This is a genomic window from Acidocella sp. C78 (assembly GCF_907164655.1).
Map to the genome: position 1 here is coordinate 26,149 of NZ_CAJQZK010000080.1, position 24,268 is coordinate 50,416.

The window sequence follows — 24,268 nt, forward strand, 5'->3', positions numbered from 1 at the left end:
CTGCGCGGCGGGCCGATCCCCCTCTACCGCCCGCGCCCGTGCTGCGCTACGCAGGCCTCATGACGCGCATGTCTCACGAGACGGCACCGGACAGTTCGCGCCGCCGCGCCGTGGTCGATCTCGGGTCGAATTCGGTCCGCCTCGTCGTTTTTCAGGGCGAATCCCGCAACCCGATGCAGATTTTCAACGAGAAGGCGGTGCCGCGCCTGGCCCGCGGCCTGATCCGCACCGGCCGGCTCGACGACGCGGCGATGGACGAGACGGTGACGGTGATGCGCCGCTACGGCGCCATTGCCCGCGCCATGGGTGCGGCGCCGTTCGAGGCGCTGGCCACCTCCGCCGTGCGCGATGCGGCCAATGGCGCGGCGTTCGTTGCCCGTCTCGAGGCTGAAATTCCGGGCCTCAGGGTCATCGTGCTGAGCGGCGAGGAGGAGGCGCGGCTCTCCGCCGAGGGGTTCTGTGCGGCATTCCGGGCGCGGATGGCATTCTGGCCGATCTGGGCGGCGGCTCGCTCGAACTCGTCCGTCTGTCCGAGGGGCGGATCGGCCCGGCCGCGACGGTGCCGGTCGGGGTGATCCGCCTTGCCGAGCGCGCGCTCGAGGACCGGACCCGGGCGCGGGCGATCGTCGCGGATGAACTGGCCAGCGTTCCGTTTCTCGGCGAGGGCGAAGGGGGCGATCTGTATGTGTCAGGCGGCGCGTTTCGGGCGCTGGCGCGCATCCATATCGCCCAGACCGGTTATCCACTGGCGATGGTCCATCATTACACGGTCGGGCGGGACGAGGCGCGTGACCTCTCCGCCGTGATCGGCGATGCGAGCCGCAAGCTCATCGAGCGGATGCCGGGAGTGGCGCGCAAGCGGATCGAGGATCTGCCCTATGCCGCGCTCATCCTGCGCCGCCTGCTGCGGGCGACCGGGGCTGGCCGCGTCGTGTTCAGCGCCAATGGCCTGCGCGAGGGCTGGTTTCTGCGGCAATTGCCGGAGTCGATGCGCCAGCAGGACCCGCTGATCGCCGCCGGCCGCGACCTGACGGTGGGGTTGCTGCGCGACCCGGCGCTGCCGGGGGCGCTGATCGCCTGGACCGCCGCGCTGTTCCCTGATGAGCCCGCCTCGCACCGCCGGCTGCGCGAGGCGGCGTGCTGGTTCTCCGATATCGGCAATCACGAGCATCCCGAATACCGCGCCGAGCAGGCCTTCCTGCGCGTCCTGCGGCAGACCGGCGTCGGGCTCGATCATCATGCCCGCGCCTTTCTCGCCCTCACCCTTGCCCTGCGCTACGAGGCGCCGGTGGAAAGCGCGTTCCTCGCGCCCTCGCGCGCCCTGCTCGACATGGCAACGGCCCGCCGCGCCGAAACCCTGGGGGCGGCGCTGCGCCTCGCCTATACGCTGTCGGCCGGCACTCCGGCCCTGCTCGCCGCCACCCGCCTGGTGCGCGACCGCGACCGGCTGGTGCTGTTTCTCGACGCCAAGAGCGGGGTGTTTGCCGGCGATCCGATCGAGCGGCGGCTCGCCCGGCTAGGCTCGCTCGTCGGGCTGGAGACGGAAACCCGCATCGCTCCGCCGTGACCGATCAATCTCATGGAGCGCCACATCCGATCAGGATGGATCGGAAAGTGCCCTATTGCGCCCCGGCGTGCCCTTTGCGCCCGACCGAGGCGATCGCCGCCTGGTCGAGCCGGCAGGATGCCGGCACTGCGCCGTGGAAGGGCAGCCAGTGCCGCGTTTCGCCAAAGATCGGCAGGCCGACATAGCCGCGCAGCGCCAGCGATCCGGTGCGGTCGACATGGAATTCCGCATGATAGCGCGCGCCGTTGTGCGGGTTGATGATGCGCCCGTGCCAGACCTTGCCGCCGGGGCGCGGCGCCGAGGGGCGGATCAGTTCGAAGCCGCATTGGCTGCGGCCCTGCCAGTCGGTCGGCATCGGGCTGCCGCGATCGAGCAGAATGCCGACGATATGCCCGCACAGCGCGTGGTTGCCATGATTCACGCCGGGGCAGCGGGCGATCCTGACAACGGCGCCGCCTTCGCCCGTCAGCCAGTCACCGATGGGTGAGACGGCCTGCGTTGCGGGTGCTGCGGCGGCAATGCCGGCAAGGCACGCGAGTGCTGCGGCCGACAGGCAGCACAGCCTCGCCCAGCTTCGTAAATCGCGTCGTATAATATTTGAGAATGATGAAAGCATTATTCGCTTACATGGTTGCCGCGGGATGCTTTTGCTCTGAAACCGTCGTCATATGTCCCATGCAGTCTCCGCTGGCATTGCCCGGCCGGCTGTATCCCATTTCCTGCACTTGACTTGCAATCGCCCCGCCTGAGACGATTTGAGCTCAGGCCTTCAACGCCGGACCGCTTCCGCGGCCCGCATTCCACGCAGGATCAAGCTGATGAACCGAACCCTGGCCGTTCTTGCCATGTCCGCCTCGCTGTCCGTCCTGATCCCGGCAACATCCCGTGCGGACGGTTCGTTTCCGGGCGGCATCTGGACGATTCAGGACGAAAACGCCTCGATCAGCACGCAGGCCCTGACCGATCGCTATTATGTGAACGGCGTGCATCTCGGCTGGACCTCGAATGCGGGGGAGGTTCCCGGCGCGGTCGCCGCGTTCGGCCATGCGGTGCTCGGCCAGGGCCGGCAGCGGATCAGCATCAGCCTGACCCAGAAAATCTTCACCCCGGCGGCGACAACGCTCATCAATCCGCCGGCAAACGACGAGCCTTATGCGGGTTCGTTGCTGGCGAGCTTCAGCCTGATTCAGGACACCGCCGGCAGCCGGACGATCATGGGTTTCGACACCGGCGTGTTCGGCCGCGATGCCGGGGCCGAGATCGTGCAGAATACCACCCATGCGATCATCGGCCAGGGACGGACCCATGGCTGGGCCTACCAGTTGCCGAGCGAGCCCGCCTTCGACGTGTTCGCCAGCCGCATCTGGCGGTTGAAGCTGGCCGGATCGGGCGCCGGGCTGCAGGCGGACGCCCTGCCGCAGCTGTCCGCCATGGCCGGCACGACCGAAATCTATGCGGAGCCGGGGGTGGTCTTCCGCATTGGCGAGGGGCTGGACGCCGATTTCGGGGCGCCCCTGCTCAGCCCGGGGCCGTCCGGCGGCGACGCCTACAGCGCCCGGCATTTCGCATGGTATGTCTTTGCCGGTGCCGGGGCCAAGCTGGTCGCGCATGACGAATACCTCCAAGGCGCGCTCTATCAGCCCAGCCGTTCGGTGCGGCCGAACCGTGTCGTCGGCTCCTTCGAGGCTGGGGCGGCGGTGATCTGGCGCGGTGTTCGCCTGACCTATACACAGGTGTTCCAGACCGAGCGCTTTCATGGTCAGACCGGCGGCATTCATGAATATGGTTCGCTGGCCGCATCCGTCCGGTTCTGAGGGCGGGCCGGCAGAATCGGCGTCGGGCCGAAAATTTTCTCTTTCCCAGCGCCGGGACGTGTGGATAGGATAAGCGTGTGAGGTTCGAGAATACGTTCATGTCAGGCGCGGATCGCAGAGGCACTGGAAACGGGCTGGGCACCGGGGTGGCGACCAGGACGCGCGCGAAAACGCGCAAGCCGTCGCTCTACAAGGTGTTGATGCTCAATGACGATTACACGCCGATGGAATTCGTGGTGCACGTTCTGGAGCGGTTCTTCGGCAAGAGCCGCCAGGAGGCCGAGCGGATCATGCTGCATGTGCATCGGCGCGGCGTCGGGGTCTGCGGCGTGTTCACCTACGAGGTGGCTGAAACCAAGGTGACGCAGGTGATGGATCTCGCCCGCCAGAGCCAGCATCCCCTCCAATGCACCATCGAGAAGGAATAGCGCGCTTGATGCCGCCATTCCGGGTCGCGGCTGTGGCATGGGCGTGTTGTCCGCAGTCACCATTGCGAAAGTTTTTCGGTCTATCATGTCAGTAGTGCGACAGGCCGGGCGGAGGGCCAGAACCTCTGGTCCGGCGATGTAAACGCGGTTTCGGCCGCATCGGGCTTGACCAGGGCGGCAAGGGCGGCCCGACGGAAGTCCGACTTGGAGAGTTTCGGATATGCTGTCTCGCAACCTTGAACAGACGCTGCATCGGGCCCTTGGCTTCGCCGCGGAACGCCGGCACGAATACGCCACGCTGGAGCATCTTCTGCTCGGCCTGATCGACGATGCCGATGCACTCACCGTGCTGCGCGCCTGCGGTGTCGATATCGAGAGGCTGCGCCGCGAGACGACCGAGTTCCTCGACAAGGAGCTGGCCGGCCTCGCCACCGACCGGGGGGGCGATCCGAAGCCGACCGCCGGGTTCCAGCGCGTGGTCCAGCGTGCCGCGATCCATGTGCAGTCTTCCGGGCGGGACGAGGTCACGGGCGCCAATGTCCTGGTCGCGCTGTTCTCGGAGCGCGAGAGCCATGCGGTGTATTTCCTGCAGGCGCAGGACATGACGCGGCTGGACGCGGTCAATTTCATCAGCCACGGCATCGCGAAGTCGCCGGGGCGCTCCGTCCCGCGGACGCCCTCGGGCAGTGCGGAGTCCAGCGAGGCCGAGCCTGAGCAGAAACCCAAGCGCGGGCAGGATGCGCTGTCGAATTACTGCGTCAACCTCAATAAAAAGGCGCAGGCTGGCAAGATCGACCCGCTGATCGGCCGCGATACCGAGATTGAGCGGACCATCCAGATCCTTTGCCGCCGCTCGAAGAACAATCCGCTCTTCGTGGGCGACCCCGGCGTCGGCAAGACCGCCATTGCCGAGGGGCTGGCCAAGCGCATCGTCGATGGCGAGGTCCCCGAAGTATTGGCCAAGGCGACGATCTTCGCGCTCGACATGGGAGCGCTGCTGGCCGGCACACGCTATCGCGGCGATTTCGAGGAGCGGCTCAAGGCTGTCGTTACCGAGCTTGAAAACACGCCCGGCGCGGTGCTGTTCATCGACGAGATCCATACCGTGATCGGCGCGGGCGCAACTTCCGGCGGCGCGATGGACGCCTCCAACCTGCTCAAACCGGCGCTGTCCTCGGGGGCGCTGCGCTGCATCGGCTCGACCACCTACAAGGAATTCCGCTCCTATTTCGAGAAGGATCGGGCGTTGGTCCGCCGGTTCCAGAAGATCGACGTCAACGAGCCGACGATCGACGATGCGGTGAAGATCCTGCGCGGCCTAAAATCGACCTACGAAAAGCACCACAAGGTTCGCTACACCGAAGAGGCGATCCGCGCGTCCGTGGAGCTGTCGGCGAAATACATCCATGACCGCAAGCTGCCGGACAAGGCGATCGACGTGATCGACGAGGTCGGGGCTTCCCGCATGCTGCTGCCCGAGAACAAGCGGCGCAAGACGGTGACGCTGCGGGATATCGAGGAAATCGTCGCGAAGATCGCGCGGATTCCGCCCAAATCGGTTTCCGCCGATGACAAGGAAACGCTGCGCACGCTGGAACGCGACCTGAAATCGATGGTGTTCGGGCAGGATTCGGCGATCGAGGCGCTTTCGGCCGCGATCAAGCTGGCGCGCGCCGGCCTGCGCGACGCCGAGAAGCCGATCGGTTGCTACCTCTTCTCCGGCCCCACCGGCGTCGGCAAGACGGAAGTCGCCCGGCAGCTCGCCTCCACGCTCGGCATCGACCTGACCAGGTTCGACATGTCCGAATACATGGAGCGCCACTCGATTTCCCGCCTGATCGGCGCGCCGCCGGGCTATGTCGGGTTCGATCAGGGCGGCCTGCTGACCGACGCGATCGACCAGCACCCGCACTGCGTCCTGCTGCTCGACGAGATCGAGAAGGCGCATCCGGACCTGTTCAACATCCTGTTGCAGGTCATGGACCACGGCAAACTGACCGATCACAATGGCAAGACGGTGGATTTCCGCAACGTCATCCTGATCATGACAACCAATGCGGGTGCGGCCGACATGGCGAAGACCGCGATCGGCTTCGGCCGGGAGGTTCGCATCGGCGAGGATGAGGAGGCGATCAAGCGGCTCTTCACCCCCGAATTCCGCAACCGCCTCGATGCCATCATCCCGTTCTCGGGGCTGACGCCGGAAATCGTCGCCCGTGTCGTCGAGAAGTTCGTGATGCAGCTGGAGGCCCAGCTCGCCGATCGCAACGTCACCATCGAGCTTTCCTCGGCGGCGAAGGAGTTCCTTGCCGAACGCGGCTATGACCCGCTGTATGGCGCGCGGCCTCTGGCCCGCGTGATCCAGGAGGAAATCAAGAAGCCGCTGGCCGAAGAGCTGCTGTTTGGCCGTCTCGCCACCGGCGGCGCGGTGAAGGTGACGGTCCGCGACGGCGAACTCGCCTTTGACATTGCGGAGGCGCCGAAGCCGGCCCTGCCGAAGCCGGATGGCGATCAGGAAGAATCCGCACCACCTCAGGAAGTCGATTAGAGCACGTTCCGATCCATCCGGATCGGACGGCGCCAAAGCATCCGCCTCTGAAAGTCATTCGTGACTTTCAGAGGCGATGAACCAGTTTTCCAGCCATCATGGGGCGGCGCGTCGTCGAACCCGGTAAAGCTGGTAACCACCTGCCTGCCCCATCCGTATGAGCCATGGCGGAGGGGCGTTTGCGGCCAGGCCGCGCCACAGCGCACCGCGCGGAGCGCCCTGCACAAGGGCTGAATCATCGCCTTTCGCGGCGCAGAAGAGAACGAATTCCGCCCGGGTCGCCCGCACCGCTGGCGGTTCGGTGGACCCTGCCGGCGTCCGCCATGCGGCGCGATCGCGCATGAAGGCGCGGAGCCCATGATGATAGAGCGATCCTACGCCGATGGCGCTGGTGCGGTATAGCAGTTCAGGCACAAGACCCGGATCGGTCAGCACGACCCGGCCGGCCGTTGGCGCCAGCAGGTTTGTGGCCGACCGGAGCGAGCAGCGGGCGGCGGGCTTCGGCGTTCCCGGCACGAGCGCCGCAGCGGCCATGCCCGGCACATAGACCAGGACAACCGGGGCCCAGACCAGCCCCACCCGCAGCAGGGCTGCGCGGCTGGGACGGGCGGCGAAACGCCGCGAAATCTCCTCCAGCGCGAGGGGCGCCAGCGCCGCGGCAAAGGCGGCAGGATATTGCTGGAAAATCATCATGCGCGCAGTGAGGCCGAGTGCCAGGGCGAGGCCGGCCATGAAGATCAGCCAGAGCCCCGCAATGTCCGGCGCGCGGCGGCAGCGCCAGGCGCGGTGCAGGGCATAGGCGAATGCGAGCAATCCCGGCCCGAGGCGGCTTGCTGCCAGCGACAGCGTCGTGGCCGGCTGGTCTTCGATGATGCCGCCGAAGAAGGCGTGCATTTCCCGCATGGGGATCAGCGCATAGGGGCCGAGGGCCACGGTCGGGTAGGTTGCGAGCCACGCTGCGAAAGCGGCGCCCGCGGCGAGAACGCCAAGGCCCAGCCGCCATTTGCCGCGCGCCTCGCGGTCGAGCCCGGCAAGGCAGGCGCCCGTGACCATGACGGCAAGCCCGAGCATGGCATAGACGATCGACAGCCGGTCGATTTCCGGCGACAGCCATCCGCCATGTGGCGGGTCGATCCAGAGCGCGAACCACAAGGTCGCCGCGAAACCGGCGCCGAGACGGGCGAAAGTGGCGCCGAGCGGGCGGAACAGCCACGCATAGCCCAGCGCGCCATAGCCCAGCATGACGAAGGGCATCGTCTCCGGCATCAGCCAGATGGCAAGACCGCCGCTCAACCCTGCGGCCCAGGCCATCCGGCGGGCGCCAAGGCCGGCCCGCAGCGTGCAGCCGAGGGCAAGCGCGGCGAGAGCCACCTGCGCGATATGGTAATGCACCACGCCGAAGCCGTTGAAACTGCGAATGCCGGGCAAAAGCGGCGCGATGATCGCCGGCGCCCAGAGCCAGCGCCCCCCGCTCAGCGGCGCGGCGGCGAATCCGAGGGCGGCGGCCAGCAGGCCCGCCGAGAGCGGGCCGGTGGCGACGCCTGCCGCGAACAACGCGCGGTGCCAGCCGATCAGCGGGGCCAGTGGCGCGGCGAGTGCCACGATCCAGGCGTCGAACAGGCGCGACCATTCGACCAGCAGCAATTGCCCTGAATCGTCGCGCCGGACGACATTGAGCAGATGACCGGCCTGCAGCCCCTGGCGGAGCCGCACCAGCCGCATGTAGCTGTCAGGGTCGATCAGCGTTCCGTGCAGGACGGCGGGGATGGTCGCGGCGGAGGCGAGAACGGTGAGCGCGGCCGCCGCCAGCGCCATGCCGGCATAGGCGGACGCCGCCGGCACTCTCCTCTCCTCCGAAGACTCAGCCGAAGCGCGCATGTCCGGCATATGCCATGCTGGACCCTAATACATGATGAACGCGGCGAGCCCGGGCTGGTGTCAGCCGCCGGCGCCTTGCGGCAGCCGCGCCGGGCGAGGCCCGCCGGCCATCCAGTCGAGAAGTTCCACGGTGTGGATCGTCGGCAGTCCATCGCCGGCAAGCTGGGTAAGGCAGCCGATATTGCCGGCGGCGATCAGGTCCGGCTTCAGCGCGTGCAGCGTGCCGAGCTTGCGGGCGCGCAACTGCCCGGCCATTTCCGGCTGAAGGATGTTGTAGGTGCCGGCGGAACCGCAGCACAGATGCGGGTCCTTTGGCTCGGCAACGCTGAATCCGGCGCGCCGCAGCAGGGTCTTCGGCGCGTCGGTCACGCGCTGGCCGTGCTGCAGCGAGCAGGCCGCGTGATAGGCCACGGTGAGCGGTGTTTTCGGTGTCCGGCTCGGCTGGTAATCGAGCCGGAGCAGCAGTTCCGTGATATCGACCGTGAGTTCGGAAATCCGCGCGGCGTCCTTCGCTTCCGGGGTGTCGCGGAGCAGGAAGCCGTAATCCTTCAGCACGGTGCCGCAGCCGGAAGTGTCGGTCACCACCGCATCCAGCCCGCCGGCGCCGATTTCCCGCGTCCAGGCGGCGACATTGGCGCGGGCAAATCCCAGCGCCTCGTCATGCCGGCCGAGATGGTGGGTGAGAGCGCCGCAGCATCCCGCCCCGGCAGCAACGACGACCTCGACGCCCATGCGGTTGAGCAGGCGGATCGTCGCGTCGTGAATGCCGGGATCGAGCACCTGCTGCGCGCAGCCCGCCAGCAGGGCGACGCGGGCGCGCCGCTCGCCGGTCGCGGGGAACATGCCGGGCCGCTCGGTCGGACTCGGCGGCGGCAGTTGCGCGGGGGCGAGATCGAGCATCGCGCGCAGCCGGCGCATCAGCATCCCCTCGCCACGGACGAGGCCGCGGCCGAGCCGCCCGAGCGAGGCGGCGCGCAGGGCCATGCGGAGGCGGGCGGGATAGGGCATGATCGCGGCGAGCAGGCTGCGTAGCGCCCGGTCGTGGGCCGGGCGTTCATAGGTTTCCTCGACGCGCGTGCGGGCATGGTCGATCAGGTGCATGTAGTCGACACCGGAGGGGCAGGTCGTCATGCAGGACAGGCAGGACAGGCAGCGGTCGAGATGGAAGGCGACCGGCTCGCTCGCCGGCGCGCCGGTCTCCAGCATGTCCTTGATCATGTAGATCCGGCCGCGCGGGCTGTCATCCTCGTCGCCGACGGTCACGAAGGTGGGGCAGGTCGCGGTGCAGAAGCCGCAATGCACGCAGGAGCGCAGGATCCGGTCGGCCACCGCGATGTCGGGATCGGCCAGCTGATCGGGCGTGAAATTGGTTTGCATGTGTCCTCGTCCTCGGGCGCGGGCGCCCGCTGCTCCTGCTCAGGCGGCGTGAAGCCGCCCGGGGTTGAGAATCCCGGCCGGGTCGAATGCGGCGGCGACGCGGCGGCGGATCGCGGCCATCGCCTCGGGTTCGGGCGGCAAGGCGTCGGGGCGATGGCGCAGCGCGTCCGGGGCGCGCAGCAGCCACCATTCGCCGCCGGCCCGCCGCGTCGCGGCGGCAATCGCGGCGTGCGCCGTCTCGCCTCCCGGCCCGCTCAGGAACACCAGGCCGCCGCCCCAGTCGAGATATCCGTCGAGCCCGGCGCCGCGAGCCATGTCGAGAATCGCGGGTCCGGCGGAGGGTTGCACGGACACGCGCCAGACCGCATCGCCGTCGCGCAGGGCAAGCGGCGCGGCATCGCGCACCGCGCGCCACAGGGCGAGGCTCGCCGTGGTATCGAGCTGCTCGACCGCGCCGAACCCGCTCCAGATCCCGGCGAGGCGGCCGATGCGGTAGTGAACGGAGTCGGTGAAATCCTCGATCCGTGCGATGGTGATCGAGCGTGCATGGCCCAGCGCCGCCGCCGCGGCCTGTGGCAGGTGTGCTGCCCCAGTCACCGAGAAGGGCGAGCCGAGCGCCGCCGACAGCGCCTTGACGGCGGTTGCCGCATCAAGCCCGGCCAGCAGCACGGTGCCGGTCGCTTCCGGTGCGGGGAGCACTTTCAGCGTGACCTCGCTCATCACGCCGAGCGTGCCGTAGGAGCCGGTGAACAGCTTGCAGAGATCGAGTCCGGTGACGTTTTCAGCACGCGCCCGCCCGAGCGGATTACCTCCGCCCGGCCGGTGACGGCGCGGATGCCCATCACGTGGTCGCGCATCGCGCCCCAGGCGATCCGCCGCGGGCCGGACAGGTTGGTGGCGATTATGCCGCCGACCGTCTGCGCTTCGGCGCCGAGAAAGGCGTAATGCGGCGGCTCGGCGATCAGGTGCTGGCCGGCTTCGGCCAGCTTCGCCTCGAGTGCTGCCAGGGTGGTGCCGGCACGGGCGGAGACGATGAGTTCCTGCGGCGCGTGCAGCGGAATCCCGGTGAGGTTGCGGGTGGACAGGGTTTCGGCCGTTTGCACCGGGCGGGCGAAACCGGCCTTCGAGCCGAGCCCTTCGATGGTCAGCGGTGTGCGGGCCGCCGCCGCCGCCTCGATCGCCGCGACCAGCCCGGCTTCGTCGGAGGGGGCGATCATGCCGCGTGCGGTATCGGCGCCGGCGCCGTGTCCGTGCCGGGCTTGAGCGGAAACACCTTCGCCGTGTTCAGCAGCCAGCCGGCGTCGAACGCGGTCTTGACCCGGCGCTGCTGGTCCAGCTCGGTTTCGGTGAACTGCACGCTCATCAGATCGCGCTTCTCGACGCCCACGCCATGCTCGCCGGTCAGGCAGCCGCCGACCTCGACGCAGAGCTTGAGAATATCGGCGCCGAAGGCCTCGGCCTTGTGCATGCTCTCGGGGTTGTTGGCGTCGAACATGATCAGAGGGTGCAGGTTTCCATCGCCGGCGTGGAAGATGTTGGCGACGCCCAGCCCGTATTGCTCGCTCATCTCGCCGATGCGGCGCAGCACCTCGGGCAGCGTGCTGGTCGGGATCGTGCCGTCCATGCAGAGATAGTCAGGGCTGATCCGTCCGATCGCGCCGAACGCGCCCTTGCGCCCCTTCCAGATCGCCGCCGATTCCTCGGCCGATTGCGAAACCTTGAGGCTGATCGGGTCGAACCGGCCGCAGATCTCCTTGATCCGCCCGAGCAGCGAATCCTGTTCCTCGACCGAGCCTTCGACCTCGATGATCAGCATCGCCTCGGCATCGAGCGGATAGCCGGCCTTGGCGAAGGCCTCGCAGGCGTGGATCGCCGGGCGGTCCATGAATTCCAGCGCCACCGGAATGATGCCCGAGCCGATGATCGCATCGACGCAGCGCCCGGCAATCTCGTTCGATTTGAAGGCCGCGAGCATCGCCCTTGTGCCTTCCGGGGCGCGCAGCAGGCGCACGGTGATTTCGGTGGCGATGCCGAGCTGGCCCTCGCTGCCGATCACGATGCCCATCCAGTCATAGCCCGCGGTATCCAGATGCGCGCCGCCGAGTTCCAGGATTTCGCCTTCGATGGTGACCAGCTTGATGCCGAGCACGTTGTTCGCGGTCACGCCATATTTCAGGCAGTGCGCGCCGCCCGAATTCATGCCGATATTGCCGCCGATCATGCAGGCGAGCTGGCTGGAGGGGTCGGGGGCATAGAAGAAGCCATCCGCCTCGACGGCCTTGGTGATGCCAAGATTGGTCACCCCGGCCTGCACGACCGCGTAACGATCGGCGTAGTTCACATCGAGAATGCGGTTCATCCGCATCATCCCGACCACCACGGCGTCGGCCAGCGGCAGCGCGCCGCCCGCGAGCGACGTTCCGGCCCCGCGCGGGACGACCCGCACCCCGTTCTGGTGGCAGAAGCGCAGCACCGCGGCCACCTGCTCGGTCGATTCCGGCAGGACGACGGCCAGCGGCATCTGTCGGTAGGCGGACAGGCCATCGGTTTCATAGGGTTTGAGCCGGGATGGATCGGTGATCACCGCCCGGGCGGGCAGCAGGGCGCGCAGCCCCTCATGCACGGCATCGCGCCGGTCGAGCACATCGGTCTTCGGCTGCGGCAAGGCTATCACGGCTTTTCACTCCCCATCACCCGCGCGTGAAATAATACCGCGAGGCCGAAACGGAAAGAGGGTATCCTCAGGCATACGCCGGGGATACGGAACGAAATCACCCGGAGCCTTGCGGTCCGGGCGTCGTTCCTCGAGCGGTGTGGCGCCGGCGGACCGGCGCGGCGGCTCAGCCCTGGCGGGCCTTCATCCGCGGGTTCTTCTTGTTGATCACGTAGACCCGGCCATGCCGACGCACCACGCGGCAGTTCTTGTCGCGGGTCTTGGCAGAGCGAAGTGAATTGCGGACTTTCATGACACGGTTCTCGAGCTGTTCAGGATGTTGCAGCGGCTTATGGAAAGAGCCGCGCCCCCTGTCAACCGCCGCGGCGCAGATCCGCCCCGATTGACGCGGCGGCGGCCGGGCCGCATGGAACGGAAACCGGCACGGGCCGGCAAGGAGTGTGACGATGGCGGAGCGGATGCGGATTTCGGCCCAGCGGATCGGCTTGATGCTGACCGCCTTCCTGATGATCACGCTGATCGGCGTGTTCGCCACCTTCGCGGCGCCGATTCCGGCCATGCGTGGCGTTCTCGCCGAGCAGGCGATCGCCCGCGCCGCCGCCTCCGGCGACCCCGCGTCGATGGCCTCGGCCCTCGCCGCCGCGCGCCCGCTGCTGGGCGTGAGCGCGCGCAAGACGCTGGCAACCCTCGCCCCCGACCGCGCCGGGCTCAGCCGCGCCGCCGCGCTTGTGGCGAAGGATGCGGGTCTGGCGAGCAATCTCGTCTCCTATCGGCTACGGCTGCTGGTGATCATCATCGGCGTGCTGATGGCGCTGTTCGGCATTGCCCTGCTCGGGATTGGCGAGAGCCGGCCCACCCCCACCATCATGAAGGCACCTGAACCATGAGTCGCATTGCCTATGTCAATGGCCGCTACGTTCCCCAGCGCGACGCCGCGGTGAATGTCGAGGACCGTGGCTACCAGTTCGGCGACGGCGTCTATGAAGTGATCCACGTTCATGACGGCCGCTTCATCGATACCGATTTGCATCTCGCCCGTCTCGCCCGCTCGCTGCGCGAACTCGCCATCGCGAGACCGATGGAGGATGCCGCCCTGCTCGCCGTGCTGCGCGAGGTGGTGCGCCGCAACCGCATCCGCGAGGGGATCGTCTACATGCAGGTGAGCCGCGGCGTCGCCCGGCGCGACCACGCTTTCCCGCGCGACGCAGCGCCGGCGCTGGTCATCACGGCGCGGCACGGCGCCGCCTTCCCGCGCGATATCGACGCCTGGACCGGCACCGCCGTCACCGTGCCGGACATCCGCTGGGGCCGGGTCGACATCAAGACCGTGAACCTGCTGCCCAACTGCCTGGCCAAGCAGAAGGCGCGCGAGGCCGGCGCCTACGAGGCGATCCTGATCGACCGCGACGGCAATGTCACCGAAGGCTCGTCCACCACCGTCTGGGCTGTCGATGCCGAGGGAGTGCTGCGCACCCGCCATCTCGACCATCACATCCTGCCCGGTTGCACCCGCGCCGCGGTGATTGCGCTGATGGAGGCCGCCGGCATCCGCTTCGAGGAACGCGGCCTGACCGAGGCGGAACTGCGCGCGGCGCGCGAGATCTTTCTGACCAGCGCCACCTCCTACGTGAAGCCGATGGTCCGGCTCGATGGCGCGGCGGTTGGCGATGGCACGCCCGGCCCGGTGGCCCGCCGCCTGTTCGAGCTGTTCTCCCGCCATGCCGACGGCGCCGCGCACAACGTCTCCCGCCTTGCGTCTTTCAGCGGAATCGGATGAAACGCCCTCATGACCCCGCAAGACCCGACTGACCACACGCGCTACCGGCGCGTTTTGCTCAAGGTTTCCGGCGAAGCCCTGATGGGACGGCGCGATTACGGCCTCGATACCGATACCGTGGCCGCCATCGCCCAGGACATCGCCGATGTCGTCGCCATGCGCGTCGAGGTCTGCCTCGTCATCGGCGGCGGCAACATCTTCCGCGGCATTTCCGGCGCCGCCGGCGGCATGGACCGCGCCCAGGCGGACTACATGGGCATGCTCGCGACCGTGATGAACGCGCTCGCCATGCAGTCCGCCCTCGAAAAGCGCGGCGTGGCGACGCGCGTGCAGTCGGCCATCCCGATGTCCGCCGTCTGCGAGCCCTATATCCGCCGGCGCGCCGAGCGGCACATGGAAAAGGGCCGCGTGGTGATCTTCGCCGCCGGCACCGGCAACCCTTTCTTCACCACCGACACCGCCGCGGCGCTGCGCGCCGTCGAGATGAAGTGCGACGCGCTGCTCAAGGGCACCCAGGTCGATGGCGTCTATTCCGCCGACCCGCGCAAGGTGGCCGGCGCCGAACGCTATGCCGAACTCACCTATCACGACGTTCTCGCCCGCGATCTTTCGGTGATGGATGCGGCCGCGATCAGCATCGCCCGCGAGAACGACCTGCCGATCATCGTCTTCAACATCCACGCGCCCGGCGCCTTCGCCAGCGTCATGCGGGGCGAAGGCAAGTTCACCCGCATCGTGGAACAGCGCTAGGAGCCTCCCATGGACGCCGATCTCGATACCCTGCTCGCCGACCTGCAACGCCGGATGGACGGCGCGATGGAAACGCTGAAGCGCGAATTCTCCGGCCTGCGCACCGGCCGCGCCAACCCCGCTTTGCTCGATCCGGTCAAGGTCGAGGCCTATGGCACGCTGATGCCGCTCAACCAGGTGGCGACCGTGGCGGTGCCGGAAAGCCGCATGCTCACCGTCCAGGTCTGGGATCGCGGCATGGTGAACGCGACCGTCGCCGCCATCCGCGATTGCGGACTCGGGCTCAACCCGCAGCCGGACGGGCAGATCATCCGCGTGCCGCTGCCGCTGCTGACCGAGGAGCGCCGCAACGAACTCGCCCGCGCCGCCGGCAAATATGCCGAGGGCGCGCGCGTCGCGGTGCGCGGCGTGCGCCGCGACGGCATGGAGACGATCAAGGGTTTCGAGAAGAAGCACCAGATCGGCGAGGACCAGGGCCGCGACTGGGCGGACCGCGTGCAGAAGCTGACGGACGCGACGATCAAGAAAATCGACGAGCTGCTGGTCGAGAAGGAAAAGGACATCCGGCAGGTCTGAGCCGCCCCTATGTCCTCCCCCTTCCAGGGCGCGCGGCCAGCCCCGGCGCCGCGGCACATCGCCATCATCATGGATGGCAACGGGCGCTGGGCGGCGCGGCGCGGCCTGCCGCGCGCGGCAGGGCATCGCGAGGGTGTGCTGGCGGTCCGCCGCACCATCGAGGCGGCGATCGGCCATGGCGTCGAATGGCTGACCCTCTTCGCCTTTTCCTCGGAAAACTGGCGGCGCCCGATCGAGGAGGTCACGGATCTCACCTTCCTGCTTCGGCACTATCTGCGCGCGGAGCTGCGCGAACTCGCCGAGGCTGGCGTTCGCCTTCACGTGATCGGCGAGCGCGACCGCTTCGGCCCCTCCTTGCAGGCCGAACTCGCCGAGGCCGAGGCGCGCACCGCCGCCAACCGCAAGCTCAACCTCGTCATCGCCCTGTCCTATGGTGCCCGCGCGGAAATCGCGACCGCCGCGCGCCGCATCGCCGCGGCGGTCGCGGCCGGCGCGCTCGACCCGGCGGCGATCGACGAAACCCTTTTCGCCACCCACCTCGCCACCGCCGGCATGCCCGATCCCGATCTCGTGATCCGCACCAGCGGCGAGCAGCGCCTCTCCAATTTCCTGCTCTGGCAGGCGGCCTATGCCGAGCTGGTGTTCGACGAGGCGTTGTGGCCCGATTTCGGCGCGGCCAATCTTGGCCAGGCGATCGCCGAATATGCCCGGCGCGAACGCCGTTTCGGCGCCCGCCCCGAACCGGTCCCCCCGCCGGCGGCCGGCGCGGGCGGATGAGCGCGATATCGCCGATGCCCTCGCCCGGCGGCACGCCCGGACGCTTCCACGATCTCGGCCTGCGCGCCGCCTCGGCCGCGGTGCTGGTGCCGGTAGCGTTGGGCGCGCTCGCCTGGGGCGGGCTGATCTGGGTGGCGCTGCTGGCGCTGCTGTTTGCCGGCCTGATGCGGGAGTGGATCGGGCTTGGCCGTCGCGTCGCGCCGGCGGCGCGGCGGCGCTTCCTGCTTGCCGGCGTCGTCTATGCCGCGGTGCCTGGCCTCGCGCTGGTCTGGCTGCGGGCCGGGCCGCGCGGCCTTGCCGGCGTCCTGTTCCTGCTCGTGGTGGTCTGGATGACCGATATCGGTGCCTATGCGGCCGGTCGCCTCATCGGCGGGCCCAGGCTCGCCCCGGCGATTTCGCCGGGCAAGACCATCAGCGGCGCGCTGGGCGGGCTTGCCGTTGGCGTGCTGGCCGGGTTGCTGGTTGCCCGCACGCCGGCGGCCATCCTGCCGGCGGCGGTGCTCAGCGCCGTCGCCCAGGCCGGGGACCTCGCGGAAAGCGCGCTCAAGCGCCGGCTTGGCGTCAAGGATTCCGGCCGGACGATTCCCGGCCATGGTGGCCTGTTCGACCGGCTCGACGGCGTTCTCGCCGCCGCACCGGTGGCCGCCGCTCTCGCATTGCTCGCCCACGGAGGGGGACTGCCATGGCAGTGAAGACCGTCACCATTCTCGGCTCGACCGGCAGCGTCGGCACCCAGACCATCGACCTGCTGCAGGCCGATCCCGCGACGTATCGGGTCCGCGCCCTGATCGCCGGGCGAAATGCCGCCCTGCTCGCGGCGCAGGCCCGCGCGCTGCGCGCCGAGATCGCCGTGATCGCCGATGAGAGCGCCTTTCCCGCCCTGCGCGACGCGCTGGCCGGAAGCGGCATCCGCGCCGAGGCCGGACGCGCCGCCGTGATCGCCGCCGCCGCCGAGCCGGCGGACTGGACGATGGCCGCGATCACCGGCACCGCCGGTCTCGAACCCACCCTTGCCGCCACCCGCAATGGCGGCGCCATCGCCCTGGCCAACAAGGAGGCGCTGGTCTCCGCCGGCGACGTGTTCCTCGCCGCGATCGCCGCCGCCGGGGCGACGCTGCTGCCGGTCGATTCCGAGCACAACGCCATCTTCCAGTCGCTGGCCGATGGCAACCGCGACGCCCTGGAGAAGATCATCCTCACCGCGTCCGGCGGCCCGTTCCGCGAGGCGAGTCTCGCGGAGATGGCCGAGGCCACGCCGGAGAGCGCGCTGAAGCATCCGGTCTGGTCGATGGGGGCGAAAATCTCGATCGATTCCGCCACCCTGTTCAACAAGGGGCTGGAGGTGATCGAGGCGGCGCGCATTTTCGCCCTCGCGCCGCACGAGATCGAGGTTCTGGTGCATCCGCAGTCGATCGTGCATGGCATGGTCTGCTACCGCGACGGTTCGGTGCTCGCCCAGATGGGCGCGCCGGACATGCGGATCCCGATCGCCCATGCGCTGGCCTGGCCGGCGCGTCTCGCGACCTCCTCGCCCCGGCTTGACCTTGCCGCGGCCGCCCGGCTCGATTTCCTGGCCCCCGATCCCGTGCGGTTTCCCGCCCTCCGCCTCGCGCGCGAGGCGCTGGAGGCCGGTCAGGGCGCCTCGACCGTGCTCAACGCCGCCAATGAAATCGCCGTCGAGGCGTTTCTGCGCCGGCGCATCGGCTTTCTCGACATCGCCGCCGTCGTCGAGCGGACCATGCAGCGCCTCGGCGCGCCGCCGATCGGCGATCTCGCCGCGGTGCTCGCCCTCGATGCCGAGGCCCGCGCCGTGGCCGAGGCCGAGTTGCGGACAAAGTCGGGAACCCGGGCGGCGTGACCCCCCTATCGCGGAACCGGGGAAATCCCATATCGTGACGCGGGTTCCGCGGCAGCAGACACGAAGGCGACATGACCGATCTTCTCCGTTCCGTTCTCGGCTTCATCGTCGTTCTAGGCGTTCTGGTGACCGTGCATGAGCTCGGCCATTATCTCGTGGCCCGCTGGCGGGGCGTGACCGTCGAGGTATTCTCGCTCGGCTTCGGCCCGACCCTGGTCTCCCGCACCGATCGCCACGGCACCGTCTGGAAGGTTTCCGCCATTCCCCTCGGCGGCTATGTGCGGATGCGCGGCTGGGCGGAGTTCGGCGCCGAGCCCGATGGCGCCGCCGATCCCGGCAGTTTCGGCGCCAAGCCGCTGGCGGCCCGGGCGGCGGTGGTCGCCGCCGGGCCTGCGGCGAATTTCCTGCTCGCGATCGTCCTGTTCAGCGCGATCTTCGCCACCGCCGGTGTGCCGACGGTGCTGCCCGTGGTCAGCAAGGTGCTGGCCGGCTCGCCCGCGCAGGCGGCGGGGCTGGCGAAGGGCGACCGGATTGTCAGCATGAACGGCGCGCCGATCTCGACGTTCGATCAGCTGAGCGCCATGGTCGCCGCCCATCCCGGCGGCCGGATCGCGCTGAGCTACGAGCGCGGCGGCCAGACCCGGAGCCTTGATCTGTCGCTCGGCAGCGTGACGGAAGGCGGGCGGCAGATCGGCCGGCTCGGCATCGAGGGCGCCGATGTGCGGATGCGCCTCCTTTCGCCGCCGCGGGCGCTGCTCCGCGGGGTGGCGGTGACTTGGCAGGCGAGTGTGACGACGCTGCACGGGCTCTGGCAGCTGGTCGACCATCACAAGGGGCTCAGCCAGCTCGGCGGCCCGGTCAGGATCGCGCAGATCTCCGGCCAGGCGGTGGCGCATGGCCTGACCGACCTGCTGAGTTTCATGGCGCTGCTCTCGGTCAATCTCGGCCTTATCAACCTCGTGCCGATCCCGGTGCTGGATGGCGGCCACCTGCTGTTCTACGCGGCCGAGGCCGCCGCCGGCCGGGCCCTGCCGCGGCGGGTGCAGGAAATCGCGCTGCAATTCGGCGCCGCGCTGCTGGTCTGCCTGATCGTTTTCGTCACCTGGCACGACATCGCCCATCTCGTCGGCTGAGGCGGCGGGCACGCGGATAAATGCGGGCCGGGCGGGCGCGGCAGGCCGAAAATTGCGTCGCCAGCCGGCGTCACGCCAGCCATGTTGCGCCGGGGTGGTTGCCAAGCGGCGTGTTTTCCCCCATTCGATCCGCCGGACCGGTTACCCAGCGCCCGAGGGAGGCTTGAGATGCGCGTTTATTACGACAGTGATGCCGATGTGAACCTGATCAAGGCGAAGAAGGTCGCCGTGGTCGGCTACGGCAGCCAGGGCCACGCCCATGCCCTGAACCTCAAGGAATCCGGGGTGAAGGAGCTTGTCGTAGCACTCCGCAAGGGCTCCGCCGCGGTGGCCAAGGCCGAAGCCGCCGGGCTTCGGGTGATGACGCCGGAAGAGGCCGCGGCCTGGGCCGACGTTGTGATGATCCTGACGCCGGATGAAGGCCAGGGCGATCTCTACCGCGACAGCCTCGCCGCGAATCTGCGCCCGGGTGCGGCGATCGCCTTCGCCCACGGCCTCAACATCCATTTCAACCTGATCGAGCCGCGCGCCGATATCGACGTGTTCATGATCGCGCCGAAGGGCCCCGGCCACACGGTGCGCAGCGAATACCAGCGCGGCGGCGGCGTGCCATGCCTTGTCGCGGTGGCGCAGAACCCCTCCGGCAATGCGCTCGACATCGCGCTGTCCTACGCCTCGGCGGTCGGCGGCGGCCGTGCCGGCATCATCGAGACCACCTTCAAGGAAGAGTGCGAGACCGACCTGTTCGGCGAGCAGGCGGTGCTGTGCGGCGGCCTGGTGGAGCTGATCAAGGCCGGGTTCGAAACGCTGGTCGAGGCCGGCTACGCGCCGGAAATGGCCTATTTCGAGTGCCTGCACGAGGTGAAGCTGATCGTCGACCTCATCTATGAGGGCGGCATCGCCAACATGAACTACTCGATCTCGAACACCGCCGAATACGGCGAATACGTCACCGGCCCGCGGATGATCACGCCGGAGACCAAGGCCGAGATGAAGCGCGTGCTCGACGATATCCAGAAGGGCCGCTTCACCCGCGACTGGATGCTCGAGAACAAGGTGAACCAGACCAACTTCAAGGCGATGCGCCGCGCCAACGCCGCGCACCCGATCGAGGAGGTCGGCGAGAAGCTGCGCGCCATGATGCCCTGGATCAAGAAGGGCGCGCTGGTCGACAAGACCCGCAACTGATCGAGGGCGCGGCCGGCTTTCGCGCCGCGCGCTTCTTCACTACAAAGCTCCCCGGCCCGCTGCTGCGGCCGGGGATCTTTCGTTTCGAGGGAGGCAAAGCATGAGAATCGCCAAGGACGCCACCGAACTGGTCGGCAATACCCCGCTGGTCCGGATCAACCGCCTCGCCGCAGGCCTGCCCGGCACGGTTCTCGCCAAGCTCGAATTCTTCAATCCCGCCAATTCGGTGAAGGATCGCATCGGCGTCGCCATGATCGAGGCGGCGGAGCGCGACGGGTTGCTGAACGCGGACAGCGTGATCGTCGAGCCGACTTCGGGCAATACCGGCATCGCCCTCGCCATGGTCTGCGCGGCGAAGGGCTATCGCTGCATCCTCACCATGCCGGAGACGATGAGCAAGGAGCGCCGCGCGGTGCTGCGCGGCTACGGTGCCGAAGTTGTGCTGACGCCGGGCGCCGAGGGGATGGGCGGGGCGATCGCGAAGGCGCGCGAAATCGCCGCTTCAGGGCCCCATCACTTCATTCCCCAGCAGTTCGAGAACCCGGCCAACCCCGACATCCACCGCCGCACCACCGCCGAGGAAATCTGGCGCGACACCGATGGCGCGGCGGATATCCTGGTCGCCGGCGTCGGCACCGGCGGCACCATCACCGGCACCGGGCAAGTGCTGAAGGAGCGCAAGCCGTCGTTCCGCTGCGTTGCGGTCGAGCCGGATACCTCGCCGGTGCTCTCCGGCGGCGAGAAGGGACCGCACATGATCCAGGGGATCGGTGCCGGCTTCGTGCCCGACATTCTGGACACCGGGGTTTACGACGAGGTCGTGCGCGTGACCAACGACCAGGCGCTGGACATGGCCCGCCGGGCGGCGCGCGAGGAGGGCCTGCTGGTCGGCATTTCCTCGGGCGCGGCGCTGCATGCGGCGGTCGAGGTGGCGCGGCGGCCCGAAAGCGCCGGCAAGATGATCGTCGCCATCATTCCCTCCTATGGCGAGCGCTATCTCTCCACCGCCCTGTTTGCCGGATTGGCCGATTGATCGCCGCGCTCGCGCATCTCATCACCGCGGTCATCTCCACCTCGGCTATGCCGGGGTCGCGGCGCTGATGGCGCTGGAATCCGCCTGCATTCCGCTGCCCTCCGAGATCATTCTTCCGTTTTCGGGTTATCTGGTCTCGACCGGGCGTTTCGAGCTCTGGCCGGTGGCGCTGGCGGGTGCGATCGGCTGCAATCTCGGCTCGACCCTGGCCTGGGCGGTCGGCTATGCCGGCGGGCGGCCGCTGGTCGAGCGCTGGGGGCGGTACATCCTGCTGGATGCCGGCGAACTCGCGCTGGTCGAGCGGTTTTTCGCCCGCTTCGGCGCGGTGACCGTGCTGATCAGCCGGATGCTGCCGATCGTGCGCACGTATATCGCCCTGCCGGCGGGGATCGCGCGGATGAATTTCTGGACGTTCCAGCTCTACACTTTCATCGGCTCGCTGCCCTGGTGCCTGGGCCTCGCCTATGCCGGGCTCAGACTCGGCCGCGCCTGGGACAGCTCACTGCGACTGCAATCGTTCATGCATGGCTTCACCGCGTTCACCGCTTTGGCAATCGTCGTCTTCATTGCCTGGTATGCGCGCAAGCTCTGGCGCGATCATCACCCGGCCGGGCGGGCCGGCTGATGCGCGTGCCGGGCGACAGCGAGCAGGAAAGCCGCCGCGCCCTGATCGCCGCCTGCCGGCAGATGAACGCGCTCGGCATCAACCAGGGCAATGCGGGCAATATCAGCGTCCGCCATGGCGGCAAGATGCTGATCTCGCCCTCGGCCACGCCCTATCACCTGATCGAGCCGGACATGGTCGCCGCCATGCCCATCGCGGGCGAATACGGCGCCTGGCAGGGCACGCGGAAACCCTCGACCGAATGGCGCTTCCATCTCGACATCATGCGCGCCCGGCCCGAGGTCAACGCGATCGTTCACAGCCATCCCACCTTCGCCACCACGCTGGCCATCGCCCGGCGCAACATCGAGGCCTGTCATTACATGATCGCGGCCTTCGGCGGGGCCGATGTGCGGTGCGCGCCCTATGCCACCTTCGGCACGAAGGAGCTTTCGGATCATGCGCTGACGGCGCTGGAGGGACGAATGGGCTGCCTGCTCGCCAATCACGGCATGATCGTGTTGGGCGAAACCCTCGACAAGGCGATGTGGCGGGCGGTCGAGCTCGAAACCATCGCCAGGCAATATTATCACGCGCTGCTGCTCGGCAATCCGCATATTCTCAGCACCGCCGAGATCGACGCGGCCATAGCCCAGTTCGTCGGCTATGGCCTGCATGACGACGCCGGATGAAATAATCATCCCCGCCATGGCGGATGAGCGTCGTCACCGCCCGGCGCGAAGGATCACCGCGCCGAGGGCAGGCGCCAGCCGCGATAGATCGCCATCATCCGCAGGAACACGCAGAGCGCGAGCCCGCTCCAGGCGGCGAGCGGCTGGGAGATGCCGAGAGCAGCGCCGGACACCACCGCCAGCGCGCCCGCCAGGGCGGCAACGGCGTAGATATCGGCGTGCAGCACGGTCGGCACCCGCATGGTCAGCACGTCGCGCACCATGCCGCCGCCGATCGCGCTGACCATGCCGAGAATCGCCGCCATCGGCCAGTTGATCCCATAGTCCAGCGCCTTCCTGGTTCCCGCCACCGCGAACATGCCAAGCCCGATCGCGTCGAAAAACATCACAGGATGAGACAGCCGCGCGAAGACCCGGAAAAAGCTGAAGACGAACAGGCCGCCTGCCAGCGCGATGGCCAGGTTGTGCCAGCTCGCGACCGATTCCGGCGGCACCGCGCCGATCATCACGTCGCGCAGGATGCCGCCAGACACCGCGGTGACATAGGCGAGCACCAGCACGCCGAACAGGTCCATCCGCTCCTGCACGCCGCGCGCGGCCCCGCTCATCGCGAAGACCAGCGTGCCGGTCATGTCGAGCCCGGCAACCAGCGGATGCACGATTCCGGCGGGATTCATGCGCGAAATCCCGTCATTGGGGCAGGCATGGGGAACGTGGGAGAGATCACGGGCGACACCGGCAAGGAAGAGGCGCCGCCGATCTAGCCGGTTTCGCCGGTGGATGCCACAGGCACGCCGGCGGCCGGAAACAGCACCGCCCCGACACTGGCCGCGAGTTGGCCCAGATCGTCGCCGAGCCGTTCCAGAGCCGCGCCATCCTGCTGGCCCGCGAGCCCGATGCCGCTCAGCGCAAGACGCGGACGCCCCGCGCGATCGACGATGGCGGCACCGACCGCGTGCAGGCAGGAATAGGCGTTGCCGGCATCGATCGCCCAGCCGCGCGCACGGGCCAGGGCGACCTCGCGGCAATATTGCGCGAAGTCGGGCGGCGATTGCCAGCGCAGCAGGGCGAAGCGCTGTTCCAGTTCGGTCAGGGGCAGGTCGAGCGCCGCGGCGACGCAGCGCCCCGCGGCACCGAGCAGTGCCGGAAGCCGCAGCCCGGGGGCGATATCCACCCGCACCGTGACGCCGCCATGCGCACGGTCCGCCGCCACGAGATGTCCATCCTCGGTCACCCGCCAGAGCACGAGTGGAACGCCGTGGTCCCGTGCGAGGCGTTCGAGATCCGGCCGGATCGCCTCGGCGAGCCCGAGCCCGACGAAACCGGCGGCGATTTCCGCGATCCCGAGCCCGGGCGCATAGGTCTTGGTAACCGCATCGAACGCGACAAACCGCAATCGTGCGAGGGTCCGCAGGATCGCGAAGCAACTGCTCGGGCTGATCCCGGTGTCCCGCGCAATCGCCGCGACGCCGCGCGGCGTCGCTGTGGCCGACAGGTAGCGCAGGATGCGGACCGCATGAACCACGGCGCCCACGTCCCGCGCCTCACGCTCAGCGATCGACATTCGCCATAGTGATTGTCATTCCGGACTCCG

Annotated in this window: 24 protein-coding genes and 1 pseudogene; 16 read left to right on the forward strand and 9 right to left on the reverse strand. The window is 68.6% G+C overall.

The window, feature by feature from the left end; all coding sequences use genetic code 11:
• The first annotated feature begins 59 nt into the window (after positions 1-59).
• Positions 60-1,567, forward strand: a pseudogene (locus ACIDOCELLA78_RS90745) (Ppx/GppA family phosphatase).
• A gap of 52 nt (positions 1,568-1,619) precedes the next feature.
• On the opposite strand, the gene ACIDOCELLA78_RS90750 reads toward ACIDOCELLA78_RS90745, so the two are convergent.
• Positions 1,620-2,183, reverse strand: coding sequence for a DUF2147 domain-containing protein (locus ACIDOCELLA78_RS90750; RefSeq protein ID WP_201728982.1), 564 nt, complete (start codon positions 2,181-2,183; stop codon positions 1,620-1,622).
• A 202-nt stretch (positions 2,184-2,385) separates the two neighbouring features.
• Here ACIDOCELLA78_RS90750 and ACIDOCELLA78_RS90755 point away from each other — a divergent pair, with 202 nt between their 5' ends.
• The 3 genes from ACIDOCELLA78_RS90755 to clpA all read left to right on the forward strand — a co-directional run bounded on the left by ACIDOCELLA78_RS90755 (position 2,386) and on the right by clpA (position 6,357).
• On the forward strand, positions 2,386-3,381 hold the full coding sequence (locus ACIDOCELLA78_RS90755; protein ID WP_201728983.1) for a lipid A deacylase LpxR family protein: 996 nt from the start codon (positions 2,386-2,388) through the stop codon (positions 3,379-3,381).
• Between the two features lie 98 nt (positions 3,382-3,479).
• Entirely contained in the window at positions 3,480-3,809 is a 330-nt protein-coding gene (gene clpS / locus ACIDOCELLA78_RS90760) for an ATP-dependent Clp protease adapter ClpS (RefSeq protein ID WP_201729024.1), read from the forward strand.
• A 220-nt stretch (positions 3,810-4,029) separates the two neighbouring features.
• On the forward strand, positions 4,030-6,357 hold the full coding sequence (clpA, locus tag ACIDOCELLA78_RS90765; RefSeq protein ID WP_201728984.1) for an ATP-dependent Clp protease ATP-binding subunit ClpA: 2,328 nt from the start codon (positions 4,030-4,032) through the stop codon (positions 6,355-6,357).
• Between the two features lie 96 nt (positions 6,358-6,453).
• Here clpA and ACIDOCELLA78_RS90770 read toward each other — a convergent pair whose 3' ends face one another.
• The 6 genes from ACIDOCELLA78_RS90770 to ykgO all read right to left on the reverse strand — a co-directional run bounded on the left by ACIDOCELLA78_RS90770 (position 6,454) and on the right by ykgO (position 12,578).
• Complete coding sequence (locus tag ACIDOCELLA78_RS90770; protein WP_249676050.1) at positions 6,454-8,199, reverse strand: hypothetical protein; 1,746 nt, start codon at positions 8,197-8,199, stop codon at positions 6,454-6,456.
• 96 nt (positions 8,200-8,295) lie between these two features.
• Positions 8,296-9,612 (reverse strand): glycolate oxidase subunit GlcF, encoded by a 1,317-nt coding sequence (gene glcF / locus ACIDOCELLA78_RS90775; protein ID WP_201728985.1) that lies wholly within the window; start codon positions 9,610-9,612, stop codon positions 8,296-8,298.
• Positions 9,613-9,651: 39 nt separating this feature from the next.
• Positions 9,652-10,332, reverse strand: coding sequence for an FAD-linked oxidase C-terminal domain-containing protein (locus ACIDOCELLA78_RS90780; RefSeq protein WP_249676053.1), 681 nt, complete (start codon positions 10,330-10,332; stop codon positions 9,652-9,654).
• Entirely contained in the window at positions 10,332-10,829 is a 498-nt protein-coding gene (locus ACIDOCELLA78_RS90785; protein ID WP_249676055.1) for an FAD-binding protein, read from the reverse strand. Before ACIDOCELLA78_RS90785 ends, ACIDOCELLA78_RS90780 begins: the two co-directional genes overlap by 1 nt.
• Positions 10,826-12,286, reverse strand: a complete 1,461-nt coding sequence (locus ACIDOCELLA78_RS90790) for an FAD-linked oxidase C-terminal domain-containing protein (protein WP_201728986.1) — start codon at positions 12,284-12,286, stop codon at positions 10,826-10,828. Before ACIDOCELLA78_RS90790 ends, ACIDOCELLA78_RS90785 begins: the two co-directional genes overlap by 4 nt.
• Positions 12,287-12,452: 166 nt before the next feature.
• Positions 12,453-12,578, reverse strand: coding sequence for a type B 50S ribosomal protein L36 (ykgO, locus tag ACIDOCELLA78_RS90795; RefSeq protein ID WP_201728987.1), 126 nt, complete (start codon positions 12,576-12,578; stop codon positions 12,453-12,455).
• A gap of 265 nt (positions 12,579-12,843) precedes the next feature.
• Between ykgO and ACIDOCELLA78_RS90800 the strand changes: the two genes are divergently transcribed.
• The 12 genes from ACIDOCELLA78_RS90800 to ACIDOCELLA78_RS90855 all read left to right on the forward strand — a co-directional run bounded on the left by ACIDOCELLA78_RS90800 (position 12,844) and on the right by ACIDOCELLA78_RS90855 (position 22,674).
• A complete protein-coding gene (locus ACIDOCELLA78_RS90800) occupies positions 12,844-13,173 on the forward strand; it encodes a hypothetical protein (RefSeq protein WP_249676058.1) in 330 nt (109 codons plus the stop codon).
• The gene (locus ACIDOCELLA78_RS90805) at positions 13,170-14,063 is read left to right on the forward strand and encodes a D-amino-acid transaminase (RefSeq protein ID WP_201728989.1); all 894 of its coding nucleotides are present in this window, start codon (positions 13,170-13,172) and stop codon (positions 14,061-14,063) included. The genes ACIDOCELLA78_RS90800 and ACIDOCELLA78_RS90805 overlap by 4 nt, the downstream gene beginning before the upstream one ends.
• Before the next feature lie 9 nt (positions 14,064-14,072).
• Positions 14,073-14,813 carry a UMP kinase gene (gene pyrH / locus ACIDOCELLA78_RS90810; protein WP_201728990.1) on the forward strand — a complete coding sequence of 247 codons (741 nt, stop codon included), beginning with the start codon at positions 14,073-14,075 and terminating at the stop codon, positions 14,811-14,813.
• Between the two features lie 9 nt (positions 14,814-14,822).
• The gene (gene frr / locus ACIDOCELLA78_RS90815) at positions 14,823-15,389 is read left to right on the forward strand and encodes a ribosome recycling factor (protein WP_174503631.1); all 567 of its coding nucleotides are present in this window, start codon (positions 14,823-14,825) and stop codon (positions 15,387-15,389) included.
• 9 nt (positions 15,390-15,398) lie between these two features.
• Positions 15,399-16,166, forward strand: coding sequence for a polyprenyl diphosphate synthase (gene uppS, locus ACIDOCELLA78_RS90820; protein ID WP_201728991.1), 768 nt, complete (start codon positions 15,399-15,401; stop codon positions 16,164-16,166).
• Positions 16,163-16,858: a phosphatidate cytidylyltransferase gene (locus ACIDOCELLA78_RS90825; protein ID WP_201728992.1), complete on the forward strand. Its 696-nt coding sequence runs from the start codon at positions 16,163-16,165 to the stop codon at positions 16,856-16,858. Before uppS ends, ACIDOCELLA78_RS90825 begins: the two co-directional genes overlap by 4 nt.
• A complete protein-coding gene (gene dxr / locus ACIDOCELLA78_RS90830; protein ID WP_201728993.1) occupies positions 16,849-18,024 on the forward strand; it encodes a 1-deoxy-D-xylulose-5-phosphate reductoisomerase in 1,176 nt (391 codons plus the stop codon). Before ACIDOCELLA78_RS90825 ends, dxr begins: the two co-directional genes overlap by 10 nt.
• Positions 18,025-18,095: 71 nt before the next feature.
• A complete protein-coding gene (rseP, locus tag ACIDOCELLA78_RS90835) occupies positions 18,096-19,157 on the forward strand; it encodes an RIP metalloprotease RseP (protein ID WP_201728994.1) in 1,062 nt (353 codons plus the stop codon).
• 168 nt (positions 19,158-19,325) lie between these two features.
• Positions 19,326-20,345, forward strand: coding sequence for a ketol-acid reductoisomerase (ilvC, locus tag ACIDOCELLA78_RS90840; RefSeq protein ID WP_201728995.1), 1,020 nt, complete (start codon positions 19,326-19,328; stop codon positions 20,343-20,345).
• A gap of 100 nt (positions 20,346-20,445) precedes the next feature.
• Positions 20,446-21,378 (forward strand): cysteine synthase A, encoded by a 933-nt coding sequence (gene cysK, locus ACIDOCELLA78_RS90845; protein WP_201728996.1) that lies wholly within the window; start codon positions 20,446-20,448, stop codon positions 21,376-21,378.
• 67 nt (positions 21,379-21,445) lie between these two features.
• Complete coding sequence (locus tag ACIDOCELLA78_RS90850) at positions 21,446-22,003, forward strand: DedA family protein (protein WP_249676060.1); 558 nt, start codon at positions 21,446-21,448, stop codon at positions 22,001-22,003.
• Positions 22,003-22,674 carry a class II aldolase/adducin family protein gene (locus ACIDOCELLA78_RS90855; protein WP_201728997.1) on the forward strand — a complete coding sequence of 224 codons (672 nt, stop codon included), beginning with the start codon at positions 22,003-22,005 and terminating at the stop codon, positions 22,672-22,674. The genes ACIDOCELLA78_RS90850 and ACIDOCELLA78_RS90855 overlap by 1 nt, the downstream gene beginning before the upstream one ends.
• Positions 22,675-22,727: 53 nt before the next feature.
• Here ACIDOCELLA78_RS90855 and ACIDOCELLA78_RS90860 read toward each other — a convergent pair whose 3' ends face one another.
• Both ACIDOCELLA78_RS90860 and ACIDOCELLA78_RS90865 read right to left on the reverse strand, forming a co-directional pair.
• Positions 22,728-23,351 (reverse strand): trimeric intracellular cation channel family protein, encoded by a 624-nt coding sequence (locus ACIDOCELLA78_RS90860; protein WP_201728998.1) that lies wholly within the window; start codon positions 23,349-23,351, stop codon positions 22,728-22,730.
• 83 nt (positions 23,352-23,434) lie between these two features.
• Positions 23,435-24,238 (reverse strand): IclR family transcriptional regulator, encoded by an 804-nt coding sequence (locus ACIDOCELLA78_RS90865; protein ID WP_201728999.1) that lies wholly within the window; start codon positions 24,236-24,238, stop codon positions 23,435-23,437.
• Between the last annotated feature and the right edge of the window lie 30 nt (positions 24,239-24,268).

What these genes read in the sequence shown, in the direction of transcription:
- ACIDOCELLA78_RS90750 (WP_201728982.1), bottom strand. Translation starts at nt 2,183, where the DNA reads ATGCTTTCATCATTCTCAAATATTATACGACGCGATTTACGAAGCTGG.
- ACIDOCELLA78_RS90755 (WP_201728983.1), top strand. Translation starts at nt 2,386, where the DNA reads ATGAACCGAACCCTGGCCGTTCTTGCCATGTCCGCCTCGCTGTCCGTC.
- clpS (WP_201729024.1), top strand. Translation starts at nt 3,480, where the DNA reads ATGTCAGGCGCGGATCGCAGAGGCACTGGAAACGGGCTGGGCACCGGG.
- clpA (WP_201728984.1), top strand. Translation starts at nt 4,030, where the DNA reads ATGCTGTCTCGCAACCTTGAACAGACGCTGCATCGGGCCCTTGGCTTC.
- glcF (WP_201728985.1), bottom strand. Translation starts at nt 9,612, where the DNA reads ATGCAAACCAATTTCACGCCCGATCAGCTGGCCGATCCCGACATCGCG.
- ACIDOCELLA78_RS90780 (WP_249676053.1), bottom strand. Translation starts at nt 10,332, where the DNA reads ATGAGCGAGGTCACGCTGAAAGTGCTCCCCGCACCGGAAGCGACCGGC.
- ACIDOCELLA78_RS90785 (WP_249676055.1), bottom strand. Translation starts at nt 10,829, where the DNA reads ATGATCGCCCCCTCCGACGAAGCCGGGCTGGTCGCGGCGATCGAGGCG.
- ykgO (WP_201728987.1), bottom strand. Translation starts at nt 12,578, where the DNA reads ATGAAAGTCCGCAATTCACTTCGCTCTGCCAAGACCCGCGACAAGAAC.
- ACIDOCELLA78_RS90800 (WP_249676058.1), top strand. Translation starts at nt 12,844, where the DNA reads ATGCGTGGCGTTCTCGCCGAGCAGGCGATCGCCCGCGCCGCCGCCTCC.
- ACIDOCELLA78_RS90805 (WP_201728989.1), top strand. Translation starts at nt 13,170, where the DNA reads ATGAGTCGCATTGCCTATGTCAATGGCCGCTACGTTCCCCAGCGCGAC.
- pyrH (WP_201728990.1), top strand. Translation starts at nt 14,073, where the DNA reads ATGACCCCGCAAGACCCGACTGACCACACGCGCTACCGGCGCGTTTTG.
- frr (WP_174503631.1), top strand. Translation starts at nt 14,823, where the DNA reads ATGGACGCCGATCTCGATACCCTGCTCGCCGACCTGCAACGCCGGATG.
- uppS (WP_201728991.1), top strand. Translation starts at nt 15,399, where the DNA reads ATGTCCTCCCCCTTCCAGGGCGCGCGGCCAGCCCCGGCGCCGCGGCAC.
- ACIDOCELLA78_RS90825 (WP_201728992.1), top strand. Translation starts at nt 16,163, where the DNA reads ATGAGCGCGATATCGCCGATGCCCTCGCCCGGCGGCACGCCCGGACGC.
- dxr (WP_201728993.1), top strand. Translation starts at nt 16,849, where the DNA reads ATGGCAGTGAAGACCGTCACCATTCTCGGCTCGACCGGCAGCGTCGGC.
- rseP (WP_201728994.1), top strand. Translation starts at nt 18,096, where the DNA reads ATGACCGATCTTCTCCGTTCCGTTCTCGGCTTCATCGTCGTTCTAGGC.
- ilvC (WP_201728995.1), top strand. Translation starts at nt 19,326, where the DNA reads ATGCGCGTTTATTACGACAGTGATGCCGATGTGAACCTGATCAAGGCG.
- cysK (WP_201728996.1), top strand. Translation starts at nt 20,446, where the DNA reads ATGAGAATCGCCAAGGACGCCACCGAACTGGTCGGCAATACCCCGCTG.
- ACIDOCELLA78_RS90850 (WP_249676060.1), top strand. Translation starts at nt 21,446, where the DNA reads ATGGCGCTGGAATCCGCCTGCATTCCGCTGCCCTCCGAGATCATTCTT.
- ACIDOCELLA78_RS90855 (WP_201728997.1), top strand. Translation starts at nt 22,003, where the DNA reads ATGCGCGTGCCGGGCGACAGCGAGCAGGAAAGCCGCCGCGCCCTGATC.
- ACIDOCELLA78_RS90860 (WP_201728998.1), bottom strand. Translation starts at nt 23,351, where the DNA reads ATGAATCCCGCCGGAATCGTGCATCCGCTGGTTGCCGGGCTCGACATG.
- ACIDOCELLA78_RS90865 (WP_201728999.1), bottom strand. Translation starts at nt 24,238, where the DNA reads ATGTCGATCGCTGAGCGTGAGGCGCGGGACGTGGGCGCCGTGGTTCAT.